Annotated in this window: 14 protein-coding genes; 1 reads left to right on the top strand and 13 read right to left on the bottom strand. The window is 63.2% G+C overall.

Translation table 11 applies throughout. The annotated features are described in order from the left end of the window. Window positions 1-145: 145 nt before the first annotated feature. A complete protein-coding gene (locus OVA12_RS02305) occupies window positions 146-1,045 on the top strand; it encodes a DMT family transporter (protein WP_268134114.1) in 900 nt (299 codons plus the stop codon). Between the two features lie 51 nt (window positions 1,046-1,096). On the opposite strand, the gene OVA12_RS02300 is transcribed toward OVA12_RS02305, so the two are convergent. From OVA12_RS02300 to ruvB, 13 genes are all read right to left on the bottom strand, one after another. Then, window positions 1,097-1,909 (bottom strand): outer membrane protein, encoded by an 813-nt coding sequence (locus OVA12_RS02300; protein WP_268134112.1) that lies wholly within the window; start codon window positions 1,907-1,909, stop codon window positions 1,097-1,099. Window positions 1,910-2,135: 226 nt separating this feature from the next. Next, window positions 2,136-3,479, bottom strand: coding sequence for a phosphoglucosamine mutase (gene glmM, locus OVA12_RS02295; RefSeq protein ID WP_268134109.1), 1,344 nt, complete (start codon window positions 3,477-3,479; stop codon window positions 2,136-2,138). A gap of 174 nt (window positions 3,480-3,653) precedes the next feature. After that, a complete protein-coding gene (ftsH, locus tag OVA12_RS02290) occupies window positions 3,654-5,579 on the bottom strand; it encodes an ATP-dependent zinc metalloprotease FtsH (RefSeq protein WP_268134107.1) in 1,926 nt (641 codons plus the stop codon). Window positions 5,580-5,813: 234 nt separating this feature from the next. Continuing rightward, window positions 5,814-7,136 carry a tRNA lysidine(34) synthetase TilS gene (gene tilS, locus OVA12_RS02285; RefSeq protein ID WP_268134105.1) on the bottom strand — a complete coding sequence of 441 codons (1,323 nt, stop codon included), beginning with the start codon at window positions 7,134-7,136 and terminating at the stop codon, window positions 5,814-5,816. Further along, window positions 7,105-8,124 (bottom strand): tol-pal system protein YbgF, encoded by a 1,020-nt coding sequence (ybgF, locus tag OVA12_RS02280; RefSeq protein WP_268134102.1) that lies wholly within the window; start codon window positions 8,122-8,124, stop codon window positions 7,105-7,107. Before ybgF ends, tilS begins: the two co-directional genes overlap by 32 nt. Before the next feature lie 159 nt (window positions 8,125-8,283). Further along, window positions 8,284-8,775: a peptidoglycan-associated lipoprotein Pal gene (gene pal, locus OVA12_RS02275; protein WP_268134100.1), complete on the bottom strand. Its 492-nt coding sequence runs from the start codon at window positions 8,773-8,775 to the stop codon at window positions 8,284-8,286. Window positions 8,776-8,967: 192 nt separating this feature from the next. Then, window positions 8,968-10,317: a Tol-Pal system beta propeller repeat protein TolB gene (tolB, locus tag OVA12_RS02270; protein WP_268134098.1), complete on the bottom strand. Its 1,350-nt coding sequence runs from the start codon at window positions 10,315-10,317 to the stop codon at window positions 8,968-8,970. Window positions 10,318-10,349: 32 nt separating this feature from the next. Further along, window positions 10,350-11,348, bottom strand: a complete 999-nt coding sequence (locus OVA12_RS02265) for a cell envelope integrity protein TolA (protein WP_268134096.1) — start codon at window positions 11,346-11,348, stop codon at window positions 10,350-10,352. A gap of 6 nt (window positions 11,349-11,354) precedes the next feature. Then, the gene (tolR, locus tag OVA12_RS02260; protein ID WP_268134094.1) at window positions 11,355-11,804 is read right to left on the bottom strand and encodes a protein TolR; all 450 of its coding nucleotides are present in this window, start codon (window positions 11,802-11,804) and stop codon (window positions 11,355-11,357) included. Between the two features lie 3 nt (window positions 11,805-11,807). After that, a complete protein-coding gene (gene tolQ / locus OVA12_RS02255; protein ID WP_268134092.1) occupies window positions 11,808-12,515 on the bottom strand; it encodes a protein TolQ in 708 nt (235 codons plus the stop codon). A gap of 272 nt (window positions 12,516-12,787) precedes the next feature. Beyond that, window positions 12,788-13,249: a tol-pal system-associated acyl-CoA thioesterase gene (gene ybgC, locus OVA12_RS02250; RefSeq protein WP_268134090.1), complete on the bottom strand. Its 462-nt coding sequence runs from the start codon at window positions 13,247-13,249 to the stop codon at window positions 12,788-12,790. A 130-nt stretch (window positions 13,250-13,379) separates the two neighbouring features. Continuing rightward, window positions 13,380-15,434, bottom strand: coding sequence for a methyl-accepting chemotaxis protein (locus OVA12_RS02245; RefSeq protein WP_268134088.1), 2,055 nt, complete (start codon window positions 15,432-15,434; stop codon window positions 13,380-13,382). A 241-nt stretch (window positions 15,435-15,675) separates the two neighbouring features. Beyond that, on the bottom strand, window positions 15,676-16,722 hold the full coding sequence (ruvB, locus tag OVA12_RS02240; RefSeq protein WP_268134086.1) for a Holliday junction branch migration DNA helicase RuvB: 1,047 nt from the start codon (window positions 16,720-16,722) through the stop codon (window positions 15,676-15,678). Window positions 16,723-16,761: the final 39 nt, after the last annotated feature.

The raw sequence follows: 16,761 nt of genomic DNA, 5'->3' as shown, positions 1-16,761 counted from the left end.
GCGCGCGATCATGCGAGCCGAAACGTCAGTTTTTTGCGCTTCGGCAACCTGATCCTCTTTCGGGTGGGAAGTTGGCGCGCGGCATGTTAGCCGAACGTCTCAAATGTCACCGATCGTTCCTGCCTGCTGCGGAAAATAAACAACCATGAGCCTTATCAGCTGGCTGCTTCTGGCCACTCTCAGCGCCCTGTGGGGCGGTGCTTTCCTGTTCGCCAAGGTCGCGGTCAGCGAAATCCCGCCTTTCGTGCTGGTGTTCCTGCGGGTCGCCATCGCTGCCAGCCTGCTGCATGTGGTCCTGCGGCTCTCGGCGCACCGTCTGCCGACCGACATCCGCAGCCTGGGTGCCTATGCCGTCATGGGCATCCTCAACAATGTCCTGCCGTTCTCGCTGATCTTCTGGGGCCAGACCGGAATTGCGGCGGGGCTTGCGTCGATCCTCAACGCAACGACGCCGATGTTCACCTTTGTCGTCGCCGCCCTGGTGCTGCGCCTGGAAGAGGTGGCCGGCAACCGGATTGCCGGTGTGCTGCTGGGATTTGCCGGTGTCGCTGCCATGCTGTCGGCAAGTCTGGCCGGGCTTGCCACCGATCCGCTGTGGGCGCAGGCCGCCTGCCTCGGCGCGGCGCTGTCCTATGCCTTTGCCGGCGCCTTCGGGCGGCGTTTCAGGGGCACACCGCCCCTCGTCACCGCAACCGGGCAGCTGACCGCCTCGACGCTGATCATGACGCCTGTGGCCCTGATGACGGCCGGGGACTGGTCACCCATGAATGTCAGCCTGCTTGTCTGGGGCAATGTGCTGGCACTCGGCGTCTTTGCGACCGCCTTCGCCTATCTGCTGTTCTTCCGCCTGCTGGCCCGGGCCGGGGCGACCAACACTTCGCTGGTCACATTGCTGATCCCGGTCAGCGCGTTGTTGTTCGGCCACCTGCTCCTGGGCGAGAGGCTGTACCCGGTGCAATTCGCCGGGCTTGCCGTTCTGCTTCTCGGGCTTGCCTTGCTGGATGGGCGGATCGTGACCGTGTTCCGGCGCAAGCGCGCCGGCTGAATGCAAAAAGGCCCGCCGAAGCGGGCCTTGGTGCCTTGGATCAGGATCTGATCAGAAGCGGCGGGAGATAGCGTCGCCCTGGTAAATGAGCGGCTGGGATGCGACCGGGGCGCTGTCGAAGTTGTAGCGCACGCCGAGACGGATCTCATGCGCGGTCAGGTCCTTGTAGGTCACGCGCGACTGGCCGGTGCCGACGTTGTAGAGCTTGACCGACTTGGCATCGCCGAGGTTCTTGTAGCGATAGCCGGCGTCGATGCTCCAGTTCGGCGTGACAGCGTAGGACGCGCCGGCCATGAGGGCCCAGGCGAGGTTCCACTGGCTGTGCGAGCCATCATACTTGGTGGTTGCACCGCCCGGGTTGATCGACGTGGTACCAGAGGTGTTGACCCAGGCGCCACCGACACCGGCGCCGACATACGGCGTCAGGCCATTCCAGGTGCCAACATCGACATAACCGTTCAGCATGACGGTCCAGACGTCGATCTTGGTGCTTTCCTTGGAGAAGCCACCGGTGCACGGGTTACAGACGGCATAGCCGGTGTAGTCCGCCGGGGTTTCGTAATCGACGGTGACGTCGGCGCGGAAGTAATCGTTGAACTTGTAACCGACACCGGCGCCGAACATCCAGGCGTCGTCCAGCTTGTTGCGCTGGAAGCGGAGGTTGCCGATGGTCGGATCCGAGAAGGACCCCTTGGAGTCTTCGTACATCTTGTAGCCGATGTCGCCACGCAGGTACCAACCACCGACAGCGGGCACTTCCGGGATATGCTCAATGATTGGAGCCGGCATATCAGCTGCGAAAACCGACGTCGAAATGGCCATCGCAACACCGGCCAAAGACAATTGCTTGAACACGTTGCCCATGTCCTGGTCCTTCGAAACAAGCGTCCGCACCGAACGGGGTGGGTCGCGTTGGGGAAACACAGACAGAGTTTTGGCTGTAAACAATTAAGGGCAACTTAACCGTGTTCTTTAACCGTGATTTTTTACCTTAACGAATCACTAATCAACCTGAAGCACAGTAAGCAGCCATTAACAAAAAAGCCCCGGTGCAACGCACCGGGGCCAGATTGAACGATGACTTGGCCGGTCAGGCTGCGCTGCGGGCAACCACGTCGACGATCTCGTCGACAACCTCGTTGACGAGGGCCGCATCATCGCCCTCCGCCATGACGCGGATCAACGGCTCAGTGCCTGACGGGCGGATGACGAGACGGCCAGAGGAGCCGAGACGGTCGCGGCCGGCGTCGATCGCCGTCTTGACGCTGTCGTTTTCCAGCGGCGCACCACCACGGTAGCGGACATTCTTCAGCACCTGCGGCACGGGGGTGAACTTGGCGCAAACCTCCGAGACCGGACGCCCCTCCTCGCGCACGCAGGCCAGGATCTGCATCGCGGCAATGAGCCCATCGCCGGTGGTGGCGTAATCCGACAGCACCAGATGGCCGGACTGCTCGCCGCCCACGTTGAAGCCATGGCTGCGCATGTGTTCCACCACATAGCGGTCACCAACCTTGGTACGGGCCAGTGACAGGCCCTTGCCGGCGAGGAAGCGCTCAAGACCGAGGTTGGACATGATGGTGGCGACAATACCGGGAGCCGAGAGGCGACCGGCGGCATGCCAGCTCTCGGCCACAACGGCCATCAGCTGGTCGCCATCAACAACCTGGCCACGTTCGTCGACGATAATGACCCGGTCTGCATCACCATCGAGCGCGATGCCGATGTCGGCGCGCACTTCATGCACCTTGCGCGACAGCGCATCGGTCGACGTGGAGCCGCAGTCCTTGTTGATGTTGTAGCCGTCCGGGTTAACGCCGATGGAAATGACTTCGGCCCCCAGTTCCCAGAGCGCATCGGGGGCGACCTTGTAGGCGGCGCCGTTGGCGCAGTCGACAACGATCCGCATGCCTTCCAGGCTCATGTCCCGCGGCAACGCGCGCTTGGCGAACTCGATGTAGCGCTGCTGTGCGCCATCGATCCGCTTGGCGCGGCCGAGCTCGTGCGAACCGGCCAGACGCGGGGCGAGATCACTCTCCAGCAACGTCTCGATCTCCAGCTCGATCTCATCCGACAGCTTGAAGCCGTCGGGGCCGAAGAACTTGATGCCATTGTCGGCAAAGGGATTGTGCGAGGCGGAGATCATCACGCCGAGATCTGCCCGCAGCGAACGGGTGAGCATCGCAACAGCTGGCGTCGGCAGCGGGCCGAGCAGGAACACGTCCAGCCCAACCGACGTGAAGCCCGCGACCATGGCATTCTCGAGCATGTAGCCGGACAGGCGCGTGTCCTTGCCGATGACGACCCGGCTGCGATGCCCCCCGTTGCTGAACATGAGCCCGGCGGCCATTGCAACCTTCAGTGCGACTTCTGCCGTCATCGGATGGGTGTTGGCCTTGCCGCGAATGCCATCGGTGCCGAAGTACTTGCGCATGGGGAATCACTGCCTGTCTGGATAGAATTGCAAGGGTTCGTTTAACGCAAAGAGAAGCACAGCTTTGTTCAAAAAATGTGAGCGAGTGTTACGGCGCAGCGCAGATGACCTCGCAAAAATCAGAACGCCCGGCACGATGGCCGGGCGTCCTGAACTTGATCTGAACCGAATGGATCACGCGCTAGGCTGCGGTTCCATGCCGGACGGCGCACCGCCTTCACCGCCGCGCTTGGCGCCAGTGGACGGAACAGCAGACGACCGGCCGACAGGCGTGTCGTCGCCGCTGTCGCGGACAGGCGGCTTGCCCTCGAGCAGGTTCTTGATCTCTTCGCCCGACAGGGTCTCGTATTCGATCAGACCCTTTGCGAGCGCCTCAAGCTGATCGGCCTTCTCGGTGAGGATCCGCTTGGCTTCCTCGTACCCCTCGTCCACGTAACGGCGAACTTCGGCGTCGATGATGCGGGCGGTCTCTTCAGAGACATTCTGCTGGCGGGCGACGGAGTGACCCAGGAACACTTCTTCCTGGTTGTCGCCGTAGGCCACCTTGCTCAGCTTGTCCGAGAAGCCCCACTGGGTCACCATCGCACGGGCGAGGCGTGTGGCCTGCTTGATGTCGGACGAGGCACCGGAGGTAATGTTCTCCTTGCCGAAGATCAGCTCCTCGGCCACGCGGCCAGCCATCATGATCGCCAGACGCGAGGTCATCTGCGTGTAGCTCATGGAGATTTCGTCGCGCTCCGGCAACTGCATCACCATGCCGAGCGCACGACCGCGCGGGATGATCGTCGCCTTGTGCACGGGATGCGCCTTCGGAACAACCAGGGCGACCAGCGCGTGACCGGCTTCATGATAGGCCGTGCAGCGCTTTTCTTCCTCGCTCATGACCAGCGTGCGGCGTTCCGCACCCATCATGACCTTGTCCTTGGCATCCTCGAACTCGGCCATGGTGACCAGACGCTTGGAGCGGCGGGCCGCCAGAAGCGCGGCTTCGTTGACGAGGTTCATCAGGTCCGCGCCGGAGAAGCCCGGAGTGCCGCGCGCCAGCGTCTTGACGTCGACGTCCGGCGCCAGCGGAACCTTGCGCATGTGGACCTTGAGGATCTTCTCGCGGCCGGTGATGTCCGGGTTCGGAACAACGATCTGACGGTCGAAACGGCCCGGGCGCAGCAGCGCCGGATCCAGCACGTCCGGACGGTTGGTCGCGGCGATGATGATGATGCCTTCGTTCGGCTCGAAGCCGTCCATCTCGACGAGCAGCTGGTTCAGGGTCTGCTCACGCTCGTCGTTGCCACCGCCAAGGCCTGCGCCACGGTGACGGCCGACGGCGTCGATTTCGTCGATGAAGATGATGCAAGGCGCGTTCTTCTTGGCCTGCTCGAACATGTCGCGGACGCGCGAGGCGCCCACGCCGACGAACATTTCCACGAAGTCGGAACCGGAGATGGTGAAGAACGGCACATTGGCTTCGCCAGCGACGGCGCGCGCGGTCAGCGTCTTGCCGGTGCCCGGAGGGCCGACGAGGAGCACGCCGCGCGGAATGCGTCCGCCGAGGCGCTGGAATTTCTGCGGGTCGCGCAGGAACTCGACGATTTCCTGGAGATCTTCCTTGGCTTCGTCGATGCCGGCCACGTCGTCAAACGTCACGCGGCCATGCGCTTCGGTCAGAAGCTTGGCCTTGGACTTGCCGAAGCCCATGGCCTTGCCACCGGCGCCGCCCTGCATCTGGCGCATCACGAAGATCCAAATGCCAAGGATGATCAGCATCGGGAACCACGAGATCAACGCGCCGATGAGCGAGAAGTTCTCCGAGGGCGGACGGGCATTGATCAGCACGCCCTTGTTGCGCAGCTCGTCAACATACTGCGTCCCTTCGGGAGCGTAGGTCTGGAACGCCATGTTCGACGTGGTGCGCCCCGTGATCAGCTGCTGCTGGATCGTCACCTCGCGGATTTCGCCCTGGTCAGCCTGGTTCAGGAACTGCGAGAATGGAATCTCGTTGGTCGGCGCCTTCTGGCCCGGCCCCTGGAAGAGCTGGAACAGTGCGATCAGCAACAACGCGATGATCACCCAGAGTGCGAAATTGCGGAAGTTTGCGTTCATTTCGATCCCTTGTCCGCCACGCGGCGGCCAGTTACGCGGAGAACCGGTCCCCTGTTTGACCCAAAGATAGGTCGCGAGGAAGGCCCTGCCAAGGCGGTGTGGCAGTGTTGCGCAGCCGGGCTCACTTTTTTCTTAAAAAAGCTGGCGAAAGAACGGCAGGAAGCCAGATTTCGAAGCCATTGACTGAAAAGCCTCGCGAACAACCGGCAGGACTGGTGCAACTATCCCCGCAAGTCACAGGCGAAGCGGAAGATGGGAAAGGCTGACACCGACCGGCAAGGGCGCGAACCCTGGGACAACGGCGGGAGCTTCACCCGTCCCGCCGATCCTGACAAGCGCCGGCGACCGGACGAAGGCTTCGGCCGGGAAGCCGGCGCGCAGGTCACGGTCGAACCCGGAGAGTGACCCGCCCGCAGGTTCGATGCGCATTGCGCCCGCGTCCGCCGACAGGCTAAGGCGAAAACGACCATCCCAAAGCAGGGAGCTGCCCGGCTCAACATCAGCACCTTCTGCCGGCTGTCGGCCCGGCTCGCGCCAGAAGGCAACATGGCCCGGATCGGCGGAAATCACACAGCCCGCAAGCGTCTGACGGCCGATCGCATCGGAACGAAGGATCTCGTCCAGCCGCTCCAGCCGCTCAAACCGTGGCGGATAGGCCTCGCCGCCAATGTGACCGAGAATTCTTTGCAGCAGCCGCAACCGCACTTCAGCCGGCAGGGCCGTAAGGGCGGAGCGATCAAGCCAGCCCGGACCTGCCGGATGCTGGCAGAAATGCTGCTTCAACACCTGACTGCCCCAGACATCCAGCGCCTCGGCCGCCGAGGCCATGCGCTGCACTGTCGCCAGAAGCCGATCCGGATCCAGTCCCTCGTTGCCAAGGCTGGCCATCAGCTGGCGCAAGCGGACGCGCTTGAACTTCGGATTCTCGTTCGAGGGATCATCGCTATGGGCGATACCAGCGGCCGCCAGGGTCGCACGCAGGCGTCCGCCCGGAACAGACAGGAACGGCCGCAGGATACGCAGTCCGCCGGGACCATCCGCAGCATCCGGCCGCATGGCGGAAAGGCCATGCACGCCGGACCCACGCGTCAGGCGGTCGAGAAACGTCTCGATCTGGTCGTCGCGGTGGTGGGCCGTCACCAGAGCTTCGACGCCGCGCCGGGCCATGGCCGCGCCCATCAGCGCGTAGCGGGCCTCACGGGCTTGGGACTGGAGGTTTGTGAGGTCTGAAGGGGGCGACCAGATCAGCAGTTCAGCCGGAAGACCAAAGCGGGAACTGAGCGACAGGACTGCATCTGCCTCGGCGCGCGCCTCAGGGCGCAGGCCGTGATCGACCGTAAAAACAACAAGCTCGGGAGCGGGAACGCCTTCGGCTCGGCGGCGCTTCAACCAGTCAGCAGCCAGCCAGAGAAGGCAGGTGGAATCGGCACCACCGGAAACCGCCAGCGCGATCGCGCGCAGGCCAGACAGCGGGGCAAGCAGGAGGTCCACCTCCGCAGCGTCAATCGGTTGACGCGCGGAGGGGTCAGGAACAGCTGGCACGCTGCTGTTCGGCACGGGCCTGATCCCGTACAGCCTTCGGGGCGTTGGGATACTTAGTCAGAAGCTCGGAGAACGTGGCGCAGGCGGCCGTTGCCTCGCCGAGACCGTTGAGCGACAGGCCGAGCTTGAGGAGACTGTCCGGACCCTTGGCCGTGTTCGGATACTGGGTGTAGGTCTTCAGGAACGCATCCGCTGCCTGACGATAGTCCTGCTGGCCATAAAGGCTCTCGCCGAGCCAGTACTGGGCGTTCGGCACGAGATCGCTTTTCGGATAGGCATCGAGGAAGGCACGGAACGACTGTTCTGCCGCGACATAGTCACCGCTGAGGGCATGGGAATAGGCCGCGTCATAGTCGGTGCGCGGATCGCCGGTCAGACCAAGACTGGCCATCTGGCCTGCCATGGGATCCGGCCGCGAGGTTACTCCCGGGGGCGTCAGTGTTCTGGCGCCACCGGAGGTCGGGTCGACAATAGCGGTCTGGCCACGGGCAAGCGCCGACAGGTCGAGCGGGCCACCGGCACCGGGGAGCGTCGCCACCTCACCAGACTGACCTTCGGCACCCGGAAGCTGACCCAGCGTACCGGTTGCCGGTGCAAGACCGCCACCGGCGACGGCGCCTTGAGACTGGGACTGAGGCTGGCCGGGAACCGGAGCCGCCGGCAGACCGGCCGATGCGCCGGGGGCAGCGCCCTGCGGCTGAACCGCAGGGGCTGCGTCCGAACGCTTGCCGGACTTCGGCGCGGACTCAAGTTGCTGGAACCGGTACTCGTTGTCTTCCTGCATGCGGCGAAGCTGCTCCTGCAGTTCGCGCATCTGGAAGGTCAGCTGCTCGATCTGGCCGTTCAGGCGGCGCATCTGCTCTTCCATGTCGTTGAGGCGCACCTGCGCATCACCGCCACCGCCGCTGTTCCCGCCAAACAGCTGGGCATTTGCCTGGGGCGCAAAGGCGCTGACCATGCAAACGGCGGCCAGGGCCGCAACAAGCGTCTTCCATTTCACCATGCTTTACCTCCGGTCTGCCTAAGGCACCCGATGGATAGCACAGGGCGCGCGGACTTCGGCCAAAATTTGACGCGCTGCGCTGACGATGCACCGCAGATGCAAAAAGGGCGCAACCTTGCGGCTGCGCCCCCTTGCAAAAGACCGGAAGGCCTTGCCGGATCAGGAACCGGCGCTGTTCAGGACGGTCACAGCGCGGCGGTTCTGCGACCAGCAGCTGTTGTCGTTGCAGACGGCGACCGGACGCTCCTTGCCATAGGAAATGGTGCGCAGGCGCGAGCTGGCGACGCCGCGCGACACCAGGTAGTCGCGGGCGGCCGTGGCGCGGCGGGCACCCAGGGCGATGTTGTACTGGCGCGTGCCGCGCTCGTCAGCATGGCCTTCGATGGTGACCATGTACTTGCCATAGGTGCTCAGCCACTGGGCCTGCTTGTCCAGCGTGCCACGGGCCTGAACGTTGATCGTCGACTGGTCTTCTTCGAAGAAGATACGGTCGCCAACGTTGACAACGAAGTCCTGGCTGGAGCCCGGAGTGGCTGCGGCGTTGCCGTCCAGGCCGTCCGGCTTGGTCTGTGCGCAAGCGGCCAGCGTCAGGGCAAAACCGAAGACCGCTGCAATGCGCGCCCCGCGAGTCATGATACCCGAATTCAACATCTCTTCGCTCCTCGTCCCCACCGTCCCCCGACAGGGTGAACGCAATCTATATTGGGTTGGTTAACAGCCGGTACGCGATCAGGGTTAAGACTTGGTCAACGCCCCGTCCGCGCCCGGCATTTCTGCAGCATTTCTGCCGCGCTCAAGAGCTGCCGCCATGGCGGCAGTTTTCCATTTGTCCAGAACCGCCGCTCAGTCGATGAGCGGCGACCAGGACGGATCCGAGGCAAAGCCCGGGGTGTCGATGCGCTGCTCATTGTAGCCGGTCAGGTCCACGGTCCAGACCTGCGGACCGCCATTGGCGCCCGGAGCATCGCGGAAGAAGGTCAGCACGCGGCCGTTCGGTGCCCAGGCCGGGCCCTCGTTGTGATAGCCTTCGGTCAGGATACGCTCACCCTTGCCGTCCGGCTTCATCACACCGATCATGAACCGGCCCTGATGCTGTTTCGTGAAGGCGATCAGATCGCCGCGCGGCGACCAGACCGGCGTCGAGTATCGGCCAGGGCCGAAGCTGATGCGCTGCGGGTTGGAGCCGTCAGAGCCCATCACATAGAGCTGCTGGGTGCCACCACGGTCGGATTCGAAGACAATCTGCGAGCCATCCGGGGAATAGGACGGGCTGGTGTCGATGGCCGGCGTGTTGGTCAGGCGCGTGGTCGCGCGGGAGCGCAGGTCCATCAGGAAGATGTTGGCGTTGCCGCCCTGCTGCAGGCTCATTACGACGCGCTGGCCGTCCGGCGAGAAGCGCGGCGCAAAGGTCATGCCCGGGAAGTTGCCGACGATCTCGCGCTGTCCGGTCTCGATGTTGAGCAGGAACACGCTGGGATCATTGCCCGTATAGGCCATGTAGGTGATTTCCTGGGTCGTCGGCGAGAAGCGCGGCGTCAGCACCAGTTCATCCCCGCGGGTCAGGTAGCGCACATTGGCGCCATCCTGGTCCATGATGGCCAGACGCTTGACGCGCTTGTTCTTCGGACCGTTCTCGTCAACGAAGACGATGCGCGTGTCGAAGTAGCCCTTTTCACCGGTCAGACGCTCATAGATGGCATCGGCGATGATATGCGCCAGACGACGCCAGTTTTCCTGGGTGGTGAAGAACTGCTGGCCCAGCATCTGCTCGCCGGCGAAGACGTCCCAAAGGCGGAACTCGGCGCGCAGACGGCCATCTGCCTGGCGGGCCAGCGAACCGGCCACGAGTGCCTGCGCACCAATGGTGCGCCAGTCACCGAAGCGCGGCGAGGAATTGGCGGTGATGCCCTTCTCGATGAAGCTGGCCGGATCGAGCGGCTTGAACAGGCCCGAACGGCGCAGGTCATTGGCGATCACGGCGGTCAGTTCACGGGCGAGCTGCGCATCGGCACCTTCCGGAGCAAAGTCCGGCAGCGCAATCGGCAAAGGTTCGACGGTGCCCTGGGTAATGTCGATCTCGATCAGGGCCTGTGCCGGGGCAACAGGGGCAAGGCTGGCGAGGGCAAAGAGACAGCCGGCCGCAGCTGCCTTGATCCAGGCAACACACCCGGTCTTGGTGCGAAGGTTTCTCATGGGCAACAGGGCTCCAGGTTCACGTTTCATGCTCAACCTCCCAGCATTTCGCGGGGGTCGAAATTGATGATGACTTCCTTCCAGGCGTCGTATTTGTCGACCGGCAAGGAATAAGGCGCGCAACGCATGACGGCGCGGATGGCGCTGTCCGACGCGGCGCGGAACGACGGGTTGCCGCTGGAATTGAGGATCTTCGGCATGCCCTGCACCTCACCGGTCTCGTTGAGGTTGAACTGCAGGCGCACCTTGAGATCCTCCGCTCCGACAGCGCCGGACGGCGGGTTCCAGCAGCGCGAGATCTGGCCGCGCAGCGCATCAAGCTCCGACACCGTCATCTTGACGTTGTTGTTGCCATTCTTGCTGCCAAGCGAGGCGCTTTCCTTGTTCGCGGCAGATCCGCCACCGGACGGATCGACCTTGTTGAGCAAGGCGCTGATCTGGTTCGGATTGAAATCCTGTTCCTTGGTCGGCTGCGCCTGCGCGGTCTGGGTCGGCTTCACCGGTTTGGGCGGCGTCGGCTTCGACTTCGGCGTCACCTTGACGGGCTCGAACGGCTCGGCTTTCGGCGCTTCCTCGACCGGCTTGGCCTCGGCAACCTTCGGCTTTTCCGGTGCCGGCGTCGGCGGAGGCGGCGTCTCGGCCGGCTTCGGCGGTTCCGGCTTGGGCGGCGTCGGCTCCGGGGGTGTCGGTGCCGGCGGCGGGGCAGCCGTCGGTTCGGGTGCCTTTACGGCCTGGTTTGTCGGACGCGGCGTCGGCGGTGTCGGCAGCTCAACCTTGGACTCACCCGGCGCCTTGTCAGGCTCAGCCTTGGTGTTCTTGGTTTCCTTCGACGTCGACTCGCTCGGCTTTTCCTTCAGTTCGGCCGTCTTCTCGCCCTTGTTGAGCTGAGTGAACTCGCCGATCGGCACCAGATCCACCGGCAGCGACTCCACCGGCTTGGTCTCAAAACCTTCCACGGCCGGGAGCCCGACGAGCGCCCAGATGCAGATGGCCACGTGACCAGTCAGCGATGCAATCAGGCCGGCACGCATGAGGCGTCAGGACCCTTCTTCAATGGTCACAAGTCCGAGGCGCTTGAACCCGGCCGCATTGATGCGCGCCATGAGCTTCATCATGGTGCCGTAGTCAGCATCCTTGTCGCCGCGCACATAGATGCGCTCTTCGTAGCCGTTGGCCGCGATGGCGGTCAGTTTCGGCACGATTTCCTCGATCGGGATCTCGGTGTTCTGGATGTAGATCTGTCCAGTCGAGTTTACGGAGATCGTGATCGGTTCCTTGTCACCCTCAAGCGGCTTTGCCGCCGTTTCAGGCAGGTCGATCGGCACGCCGACCGTCAGAAGCGGCGCGGCGACCATGAAAATGATCAGAAGCACAAGCATCACGTCCACGAAGGGCGTGATGTTGATTTCGGCGATCGGGGCGGCCCGTCGTCCGCGGCGTCTGCGGCCACCGCCGCCTCCACCGCCCTTGCCCATACTCATCCCCATGGCTTACATCCGCTCGTCGATCTGCCGCGACAGGATCGCGGAGAATTCGTCGGCGAAGCCTTCCATGCGCGAGGCCAGCTTGCCTGCGTCTGTCTGCAGCTTGTTGTAGGCGATAACCGCCGGGATAGCCGCGACGAGACCAATGGCCGTTGCGAACAGCGCTTCGGCGATGCCGGGCGCCACGACAGCCAGGGAGGTGTTTTCGGACTGGGCGATGGCCTGGAAGGCCGTCATGATGCCCCAGACCGTGCCGAACAGGCCGATGAATGGGGCTGCGGCACCCACGGTCGCCAGAACCAGAAGCTGGGATTCCAGCCGCTCGCTCTCGCGCTGGATCGTCACGTCCATGACCCGGTCGATGCGCTGCTGCAGGCTGTGCAGCGCCGGGCGCGCGCCTTCGTGGCTGCGCTTCCATTCCCGCATCGCAGCAACGAACAGCGCCGCCATGGAATGGTTGGCCCGGTTGGACAGGGTCTTGTACAGCTCCTCCAGCGACTGGCCAGACCAGAACACGGTTTCAAACCGCGACATCTGGCGCTTGGTGCGCGTGTAGAGAAGCGTCTTGTCGACGATGATCGCCCAGGTCCAGACCGACGAGGCCAGCAGGCCGATCATCACGAGTTTGACGACGAAGTGCGCCTGCAGGAACAGGCCGATAAACGACACGTCGCCATGCTGCGCCGCCATGGTCGTCTGGGCAATTTCATTCATCGATAGTGGACCTCTCGGCCGTGAAGTTGTCGTAGGCGGTCAATTGCGCCGGCAAGACCGTCACTCCGGCGTTTGGGGACAAGTTCCCGGACCGTGGCCTTCCTGACGGCTGAATTTGGCAAAACTGGGACTGCGCAGTGCGCGCAGACGGTTTTAAGTGCGATGATTAAGGTTACCACCTTGTTAAAATCACCGCATTGCAACAGCAAAAACGGAAAATCGCAGGAAATAGTCCATAAGCAGGCAAGCGATGACGAGGGAAGCCGTTGAAACTACTCGCCGTCTGGCGAGATCGCAGCCAGCCTTGCAGCCAGTGCAGAGGGGAGCCGCGTTGGCCGGCCATCGGTTGAAATAACAGCGACGGTGACGTCTGCCTCGGCCAGAATCTCGCCCTTGCGCAGGGCTTTTTGCTGCAGCGCGATGCGCGCACCGCGGGCTTCGACCAGAGTGGTCACAATTTCGAGAACGTCATCGATCCGGGCCGGCCGGAGATAGGACAGGTTCAGCTGTCGGACCGCGAAGGCGAGTGCCGCGCCATGGGTACCATCAGCCAGCTCCGCGTGATGAACGCCGCAGAGCCGAAGAAAATCAGAACGGCCGCGCTCGAAGAACCGCACATAGGAGCCGTGATAGACGAGGCCAGTGAAGTCCGTGTCCTCATAATAGACGCGAACGGGAAGCACGTGGCTTCCCGCAACAAGACGACCGGCGAGGTCATTCCAGTGCTGTGGCATGTCGGCCCCTTCCAGCGAGTGCATTCGCATTAAGCGCCGCAGGGCAGACATGCAAGACCCCGCCGCAGCGGGGTCTTCAGATGTCTTGGGCGAACCAGCGCAGCGCCGGATCCCGTTGTCCGGGTCAGGCTCAGGCCGCAGCGACCTGCGACAGGAAGCGCTCGACCGACTGGCGCAGCGTGTCCGCCTGCCGCTTCATGGCAAGGGTTGCCTCGCGCATGGTGTCGGCTGCAGTGGAGTTGTCGGTGATGTCGGCGTTCAGCGTCGCGATTGCACCGGTTACCGCCATCGTGCCACGGGCAGCCTCGGCAACGTTGCGGGAAATTTCGCCGGTTGCAGAGCCCTGTTCGCGGACGGCGCCAGCGATGGAGGCGGTGTAGGTGTTCACCTCTTCCATGGACTGGGTGACTTCGCCGATCTCGTCCACGGCGTCGGAAGTCGAGGCCTGGATCGCTGCGATCTGGGCCGAGATTTCCTCGGTCGCCTTGGAGGTCTGGTTGGCCAGTTCCTTCACTTCGGCGGCAACGACCGCGAAGCCACGGCCAGCCTCGCCAGCGCGGGCCGCCTCGATGGTGGCGTTCAGGGCCAGGAGGTTGGTCTGCTCGGCGATCGCACGGATGAGGTCGACAACCTCACCGATCTTGTTCGCCGCCTGGGCAAGGCCGGCGATCTTCACGTTGGACGACTGGGCACTGGCCGTGGTGCGACCCACGACATCGGCAGTGGTGGCAACCTGACGGGCGATCTCGGCGATCGACGCATTCAGCTCTTCGGTCGCAGAGGCCACGGCCTGCACGTTGCCAGATGCGTTTTCGGAGTCCATCACAGCCTGCGAGCCACGGCCGGCAGCAGAGGCGGCACGGGACGTGAGGACGCTCGACAGTTCCTCGACGTGGACGAGGTTTTCCTCGACTGCGCTCAGCACCGACTGGGCCTCGTGACGGAACTCGTTGATCATCGCGTCGATAGCCTGCTCGCGCTGCTCACGGGCGATGTGGCCGGCACGACGCTCCTCAGCAAGGCGTTCACGCTCGATCGAGTTGTCCTTGAAGACCTCGACGCAGCGGGCCATCTCGCCGATCTCGTCCTTGCGGTCGAGAGCATTGACCATAACGGTAAGATCCCCATCGGCGATCTTGCGCGCGGCACCCGACAAGGTCTGCAGCGGTGCAAACATGCGGGCCGTCAGGAACCAGATGACCGCTACAATCGGCAGCAGCGCCAGCACACCTGTAAGGATCGCGCCAACCGTGATTTCATGGGCTGCTTCAGCCAGCTCCGCTTCGGAAACCGCCGAGCCGACCGCGTAGGACGTGCCCATCAGATCGCTGGTCTCGGTCGAGAACTGGAACGACGTGTCGTCGATGGTGATGGTATCGCCGCCCGTGGAGATATTCGCGAGCGGAGCAGCCATGCCCGTCACTTCACCGCTGTCGAAGATCGCAACAGTACCGTTCGGATCGACCAGCAGCGCATGTTCGGTCTCGCCAACGCCGCTCGCCTTGACGATCAGCGGGATCAGCTTGTCCATGGCAATCTGGTAGCCGATGATGCCGAAGAAGCGGTCATGCGAGAAGACAGGCGTCGCGAACAGCAGCTCGACCTTGCCTTCCGCGTTCACGCGGAAGCCAGAGGTGGTAATGGCAGGCATACCCGCGGACGAACGGTCGGTGGCAGCCAGCAGCGGTGCCACAGCAGCCTTCAGTGCAGACTCCGACAGTTCCGGTGCGCTGAGATTGCGCGCGAACTCCTCGCCCTTCTGGTAGGTGTAGATGACGTTGCCATCCACATCGACCAGCATCAGGTCGCTGAACAGGCCCTGACCAATCAGGTTGCTCATCGCCATGTGGATCGGCTTGTGATTGTTGGCATAGAAGTTCGAAACCTGCGGCTCGATCAGCTTGTGGCGTTCGCCGGCCGGGTTCGGATTGTCATCGACGAAGATCTTGCGCAGCTGCTCGGTGTGGTTCTCCTTGAGCACCTTCCAGCCTGCGGTCATTTTCATCATCGCATCCTTGGCATCGGACACCGATGCAAAGAAGCGGGCGCTGTCCTGGCGCTGAGCCAATGCCAGCGAAAGGGTCTGGCTCTTGCCAAGCGTCGCGCTATTCAGCGCGCGCTGTGCCTGTTCGTCGGCGACGCGGCCAGCAAGTTGAGAGGTGACCAGCACAGTGGCCGCACACATGACGGATGCTCCGATGAAGAACATCAGAGCCATCTTGTTAGACAAGCGATTTAAGATCATAGCAGCGTTCCCGCCCTCCGGTTTTGTTAGACGGTGGCGGAAAGTCACAAAAAAAGGCTTAATTGGACCCAACTGTATCCGGATTTCTGACTAGCATTTGAAACAGTTAGACTGACAGTGCCGCAGGTCCCGGCGAAAAAACGTCTACTTTCCGAACGTTATCGCATATCGCAATGCAAGATCAGACGTCCGCCTCATCAGAAAAAAGTCCGAGTTGAGGCGCATCCGGCCGTGGCGGAACCGCCAAACCAAGATGTCGGAAGGACTGTGGCGTCAAAATTCGTCCACGTGGTGTACGTTGTATGAATCCATTCTGGATCAGATAGGGTTCAACGATTTCCTCGATCGCATCGCGCGGCTCAGAGAGAGCGGCCGCAATTGTCTCGATCCCGACAGGGCCGCCACCGAAGTTTACGGCAATCTGGGTGAGGTAACGGCGGTCAAGACTGTCGAGACCGGCGCTGTCGACTTCCAGTTGGGACAGGGCTCTGTCGGCCATGGCCCGGTCGACCGTTTCCATGCCGGCATAGACAGTAAAGTCGCGCACCCGCCGCAGCAGACGGCCGGCAATACGCGGTGTGCCGCGCGCGCGCATGGCGATCTCGCGGGCGCCGTCCGGTGCCATGCCGATGCCCAGCAGGCGGGCGCCGCGGTTGACGATGTGCTCCAGTTCCTCGACCGTGTAGAATTCCAGCCGGACGGGAATGCCGAAGCGATCCCGCAACGGTGTGGTCAGCAAGCCGAGACGCGTTGTGGCGGCGACGAGCGTGAACTTCGCCAGATCAATCTTCACCGAGCGTGCGGCCGGGCCTTCACCGATGATGAGGTCCAGCTGGAAGTCCTCCATCGCCGGATAGAGTACTTCTTCCACCGCCGGGCTGAGGCGATGGATTTCGTCGATGAACAGCACGTCGCGTTCTTCAAGATTGGTCAGGAGCGCAGCAAGATCGCCCGCCTTGGCGATGACGGGACCAGACGTCGCACGGAAGTTGACGCCAAGCTCGCGCGCCATGATCTGGGCCAATGTCGTCTTGCCGAGACCGGGAGGCCCGACGAACAGCACATGATCCAGCGCTTCACCACGCGCCTTGGCCGCACCGATGAACACCTTGAGATTGGCGCGCGCCTGTGCCTGGCCGACAAACTCGTCCAGCGACTGCGGCCGCATGGTGGTGTCGATCTCGTCGCCCCGGATCTGCGGGCTGACCAGCCGTTCGCTGTCGTCCATACGCCTTCACTCTCCACGCCGCGGCAGCACGCCGGCGGC

The sequence above is a fragment of the Pannonibacter sp. SL95 genome (genome assembly GCF_026672425.1).
GTDB lineage: Bacteria > Pseudomonadota > Alphaproteobacteria > Rhizobiales > Stappiaceae > Pannonibacter.
This window is presented reverse-complemented; position numbering and strand designations above follow the sequence as displayed.

Coding starts and splice junctions, on each gene's coding strand:
- ftsH (WP_268134107.1), bottom strand. CDS start 5,579: ATGAACGCAAACTTCCGCAATTTCGCACTCTGGGTGATCATCGCGTTG.
- tolR (WP_268134094.1), bottom strand. CDS start 11,804: ATGGGGATGAGTATGGGCAAGGGCGGTGGAGGCGGCGGTGGCCGCAGA.
- ybgC (WP_268134090.1), bottom strand. CDS start 13,249: ATGCCACAGCACTGGAATGACCTCGCCGGTCGTCTTGTTGCGGGAAGC.
- tolB (WP_268134098.1), bottom strand. CDS start 10,317: ATGAGAAACCTTCGCACCAAGACCGGGTGTGTTGCCTGGATCAAGGCA.
- OVA12_RS02305 (WP_268134114.1), top strand. CDS start 146: ATGAGCCTTATCAGCTGGCTGCTTCTGGCCACTCTCAGCGCCCTGTGG.
- pal (WP_268134100.1), bottom strand. CDS start 8,775: ATGTTGAATTCGGGTATCATGACTCGCGGGGCGCGCATTGCAGCGGTC.
- tolQ (WP_268134092.1), bottom strand. CDS start 12,515: ATGAATGAAATTGCCCAGACGACCATGGCGGCGCAGCATGGCGACGTG.
- ruvB (WP_268134086.1), bottom strand. CDS start 16,722: ATGGACGACAGCGAACGGCTGGTCAGCCCGCAGATCCGGGGCGACGAG.
- OVA12_RS02245 (WP_268134088.1), bottom strand. CDS start 15,434: ATGTGTGCGGCCACTGTGCTGGTCACCTCTCAACTTGCTGGCCGCGTC.
- glmM (WP_268134109.1), bottom strand. CDS start 3,479: ATGCGCAAGTACTTCGGCACCGATGGCATTCGCGGCAAGGCCAACACC.
- ybgF (WP_268134102.1), bottom strand. CDS start 8,124: ATGGTGAAATGGAAGACGCTTGTTGCGGCCCTGGCCGCCGTTTGCATG.
- OVA12_RS02300 (WP_268134112.1), bottom strand. CDS start 1,909: ATGGGCAACGTGTTCAAGCAATTGTCTTTGGCCGGTGTTGCGATGGCC.
- OVA12_RS02265 (WP_268134096.1), bottom strand. CDS start 11,348: ATGCGTGCCGGCCTGATTGCATCGCTGACTGGTCACGTGGCCATCTGC.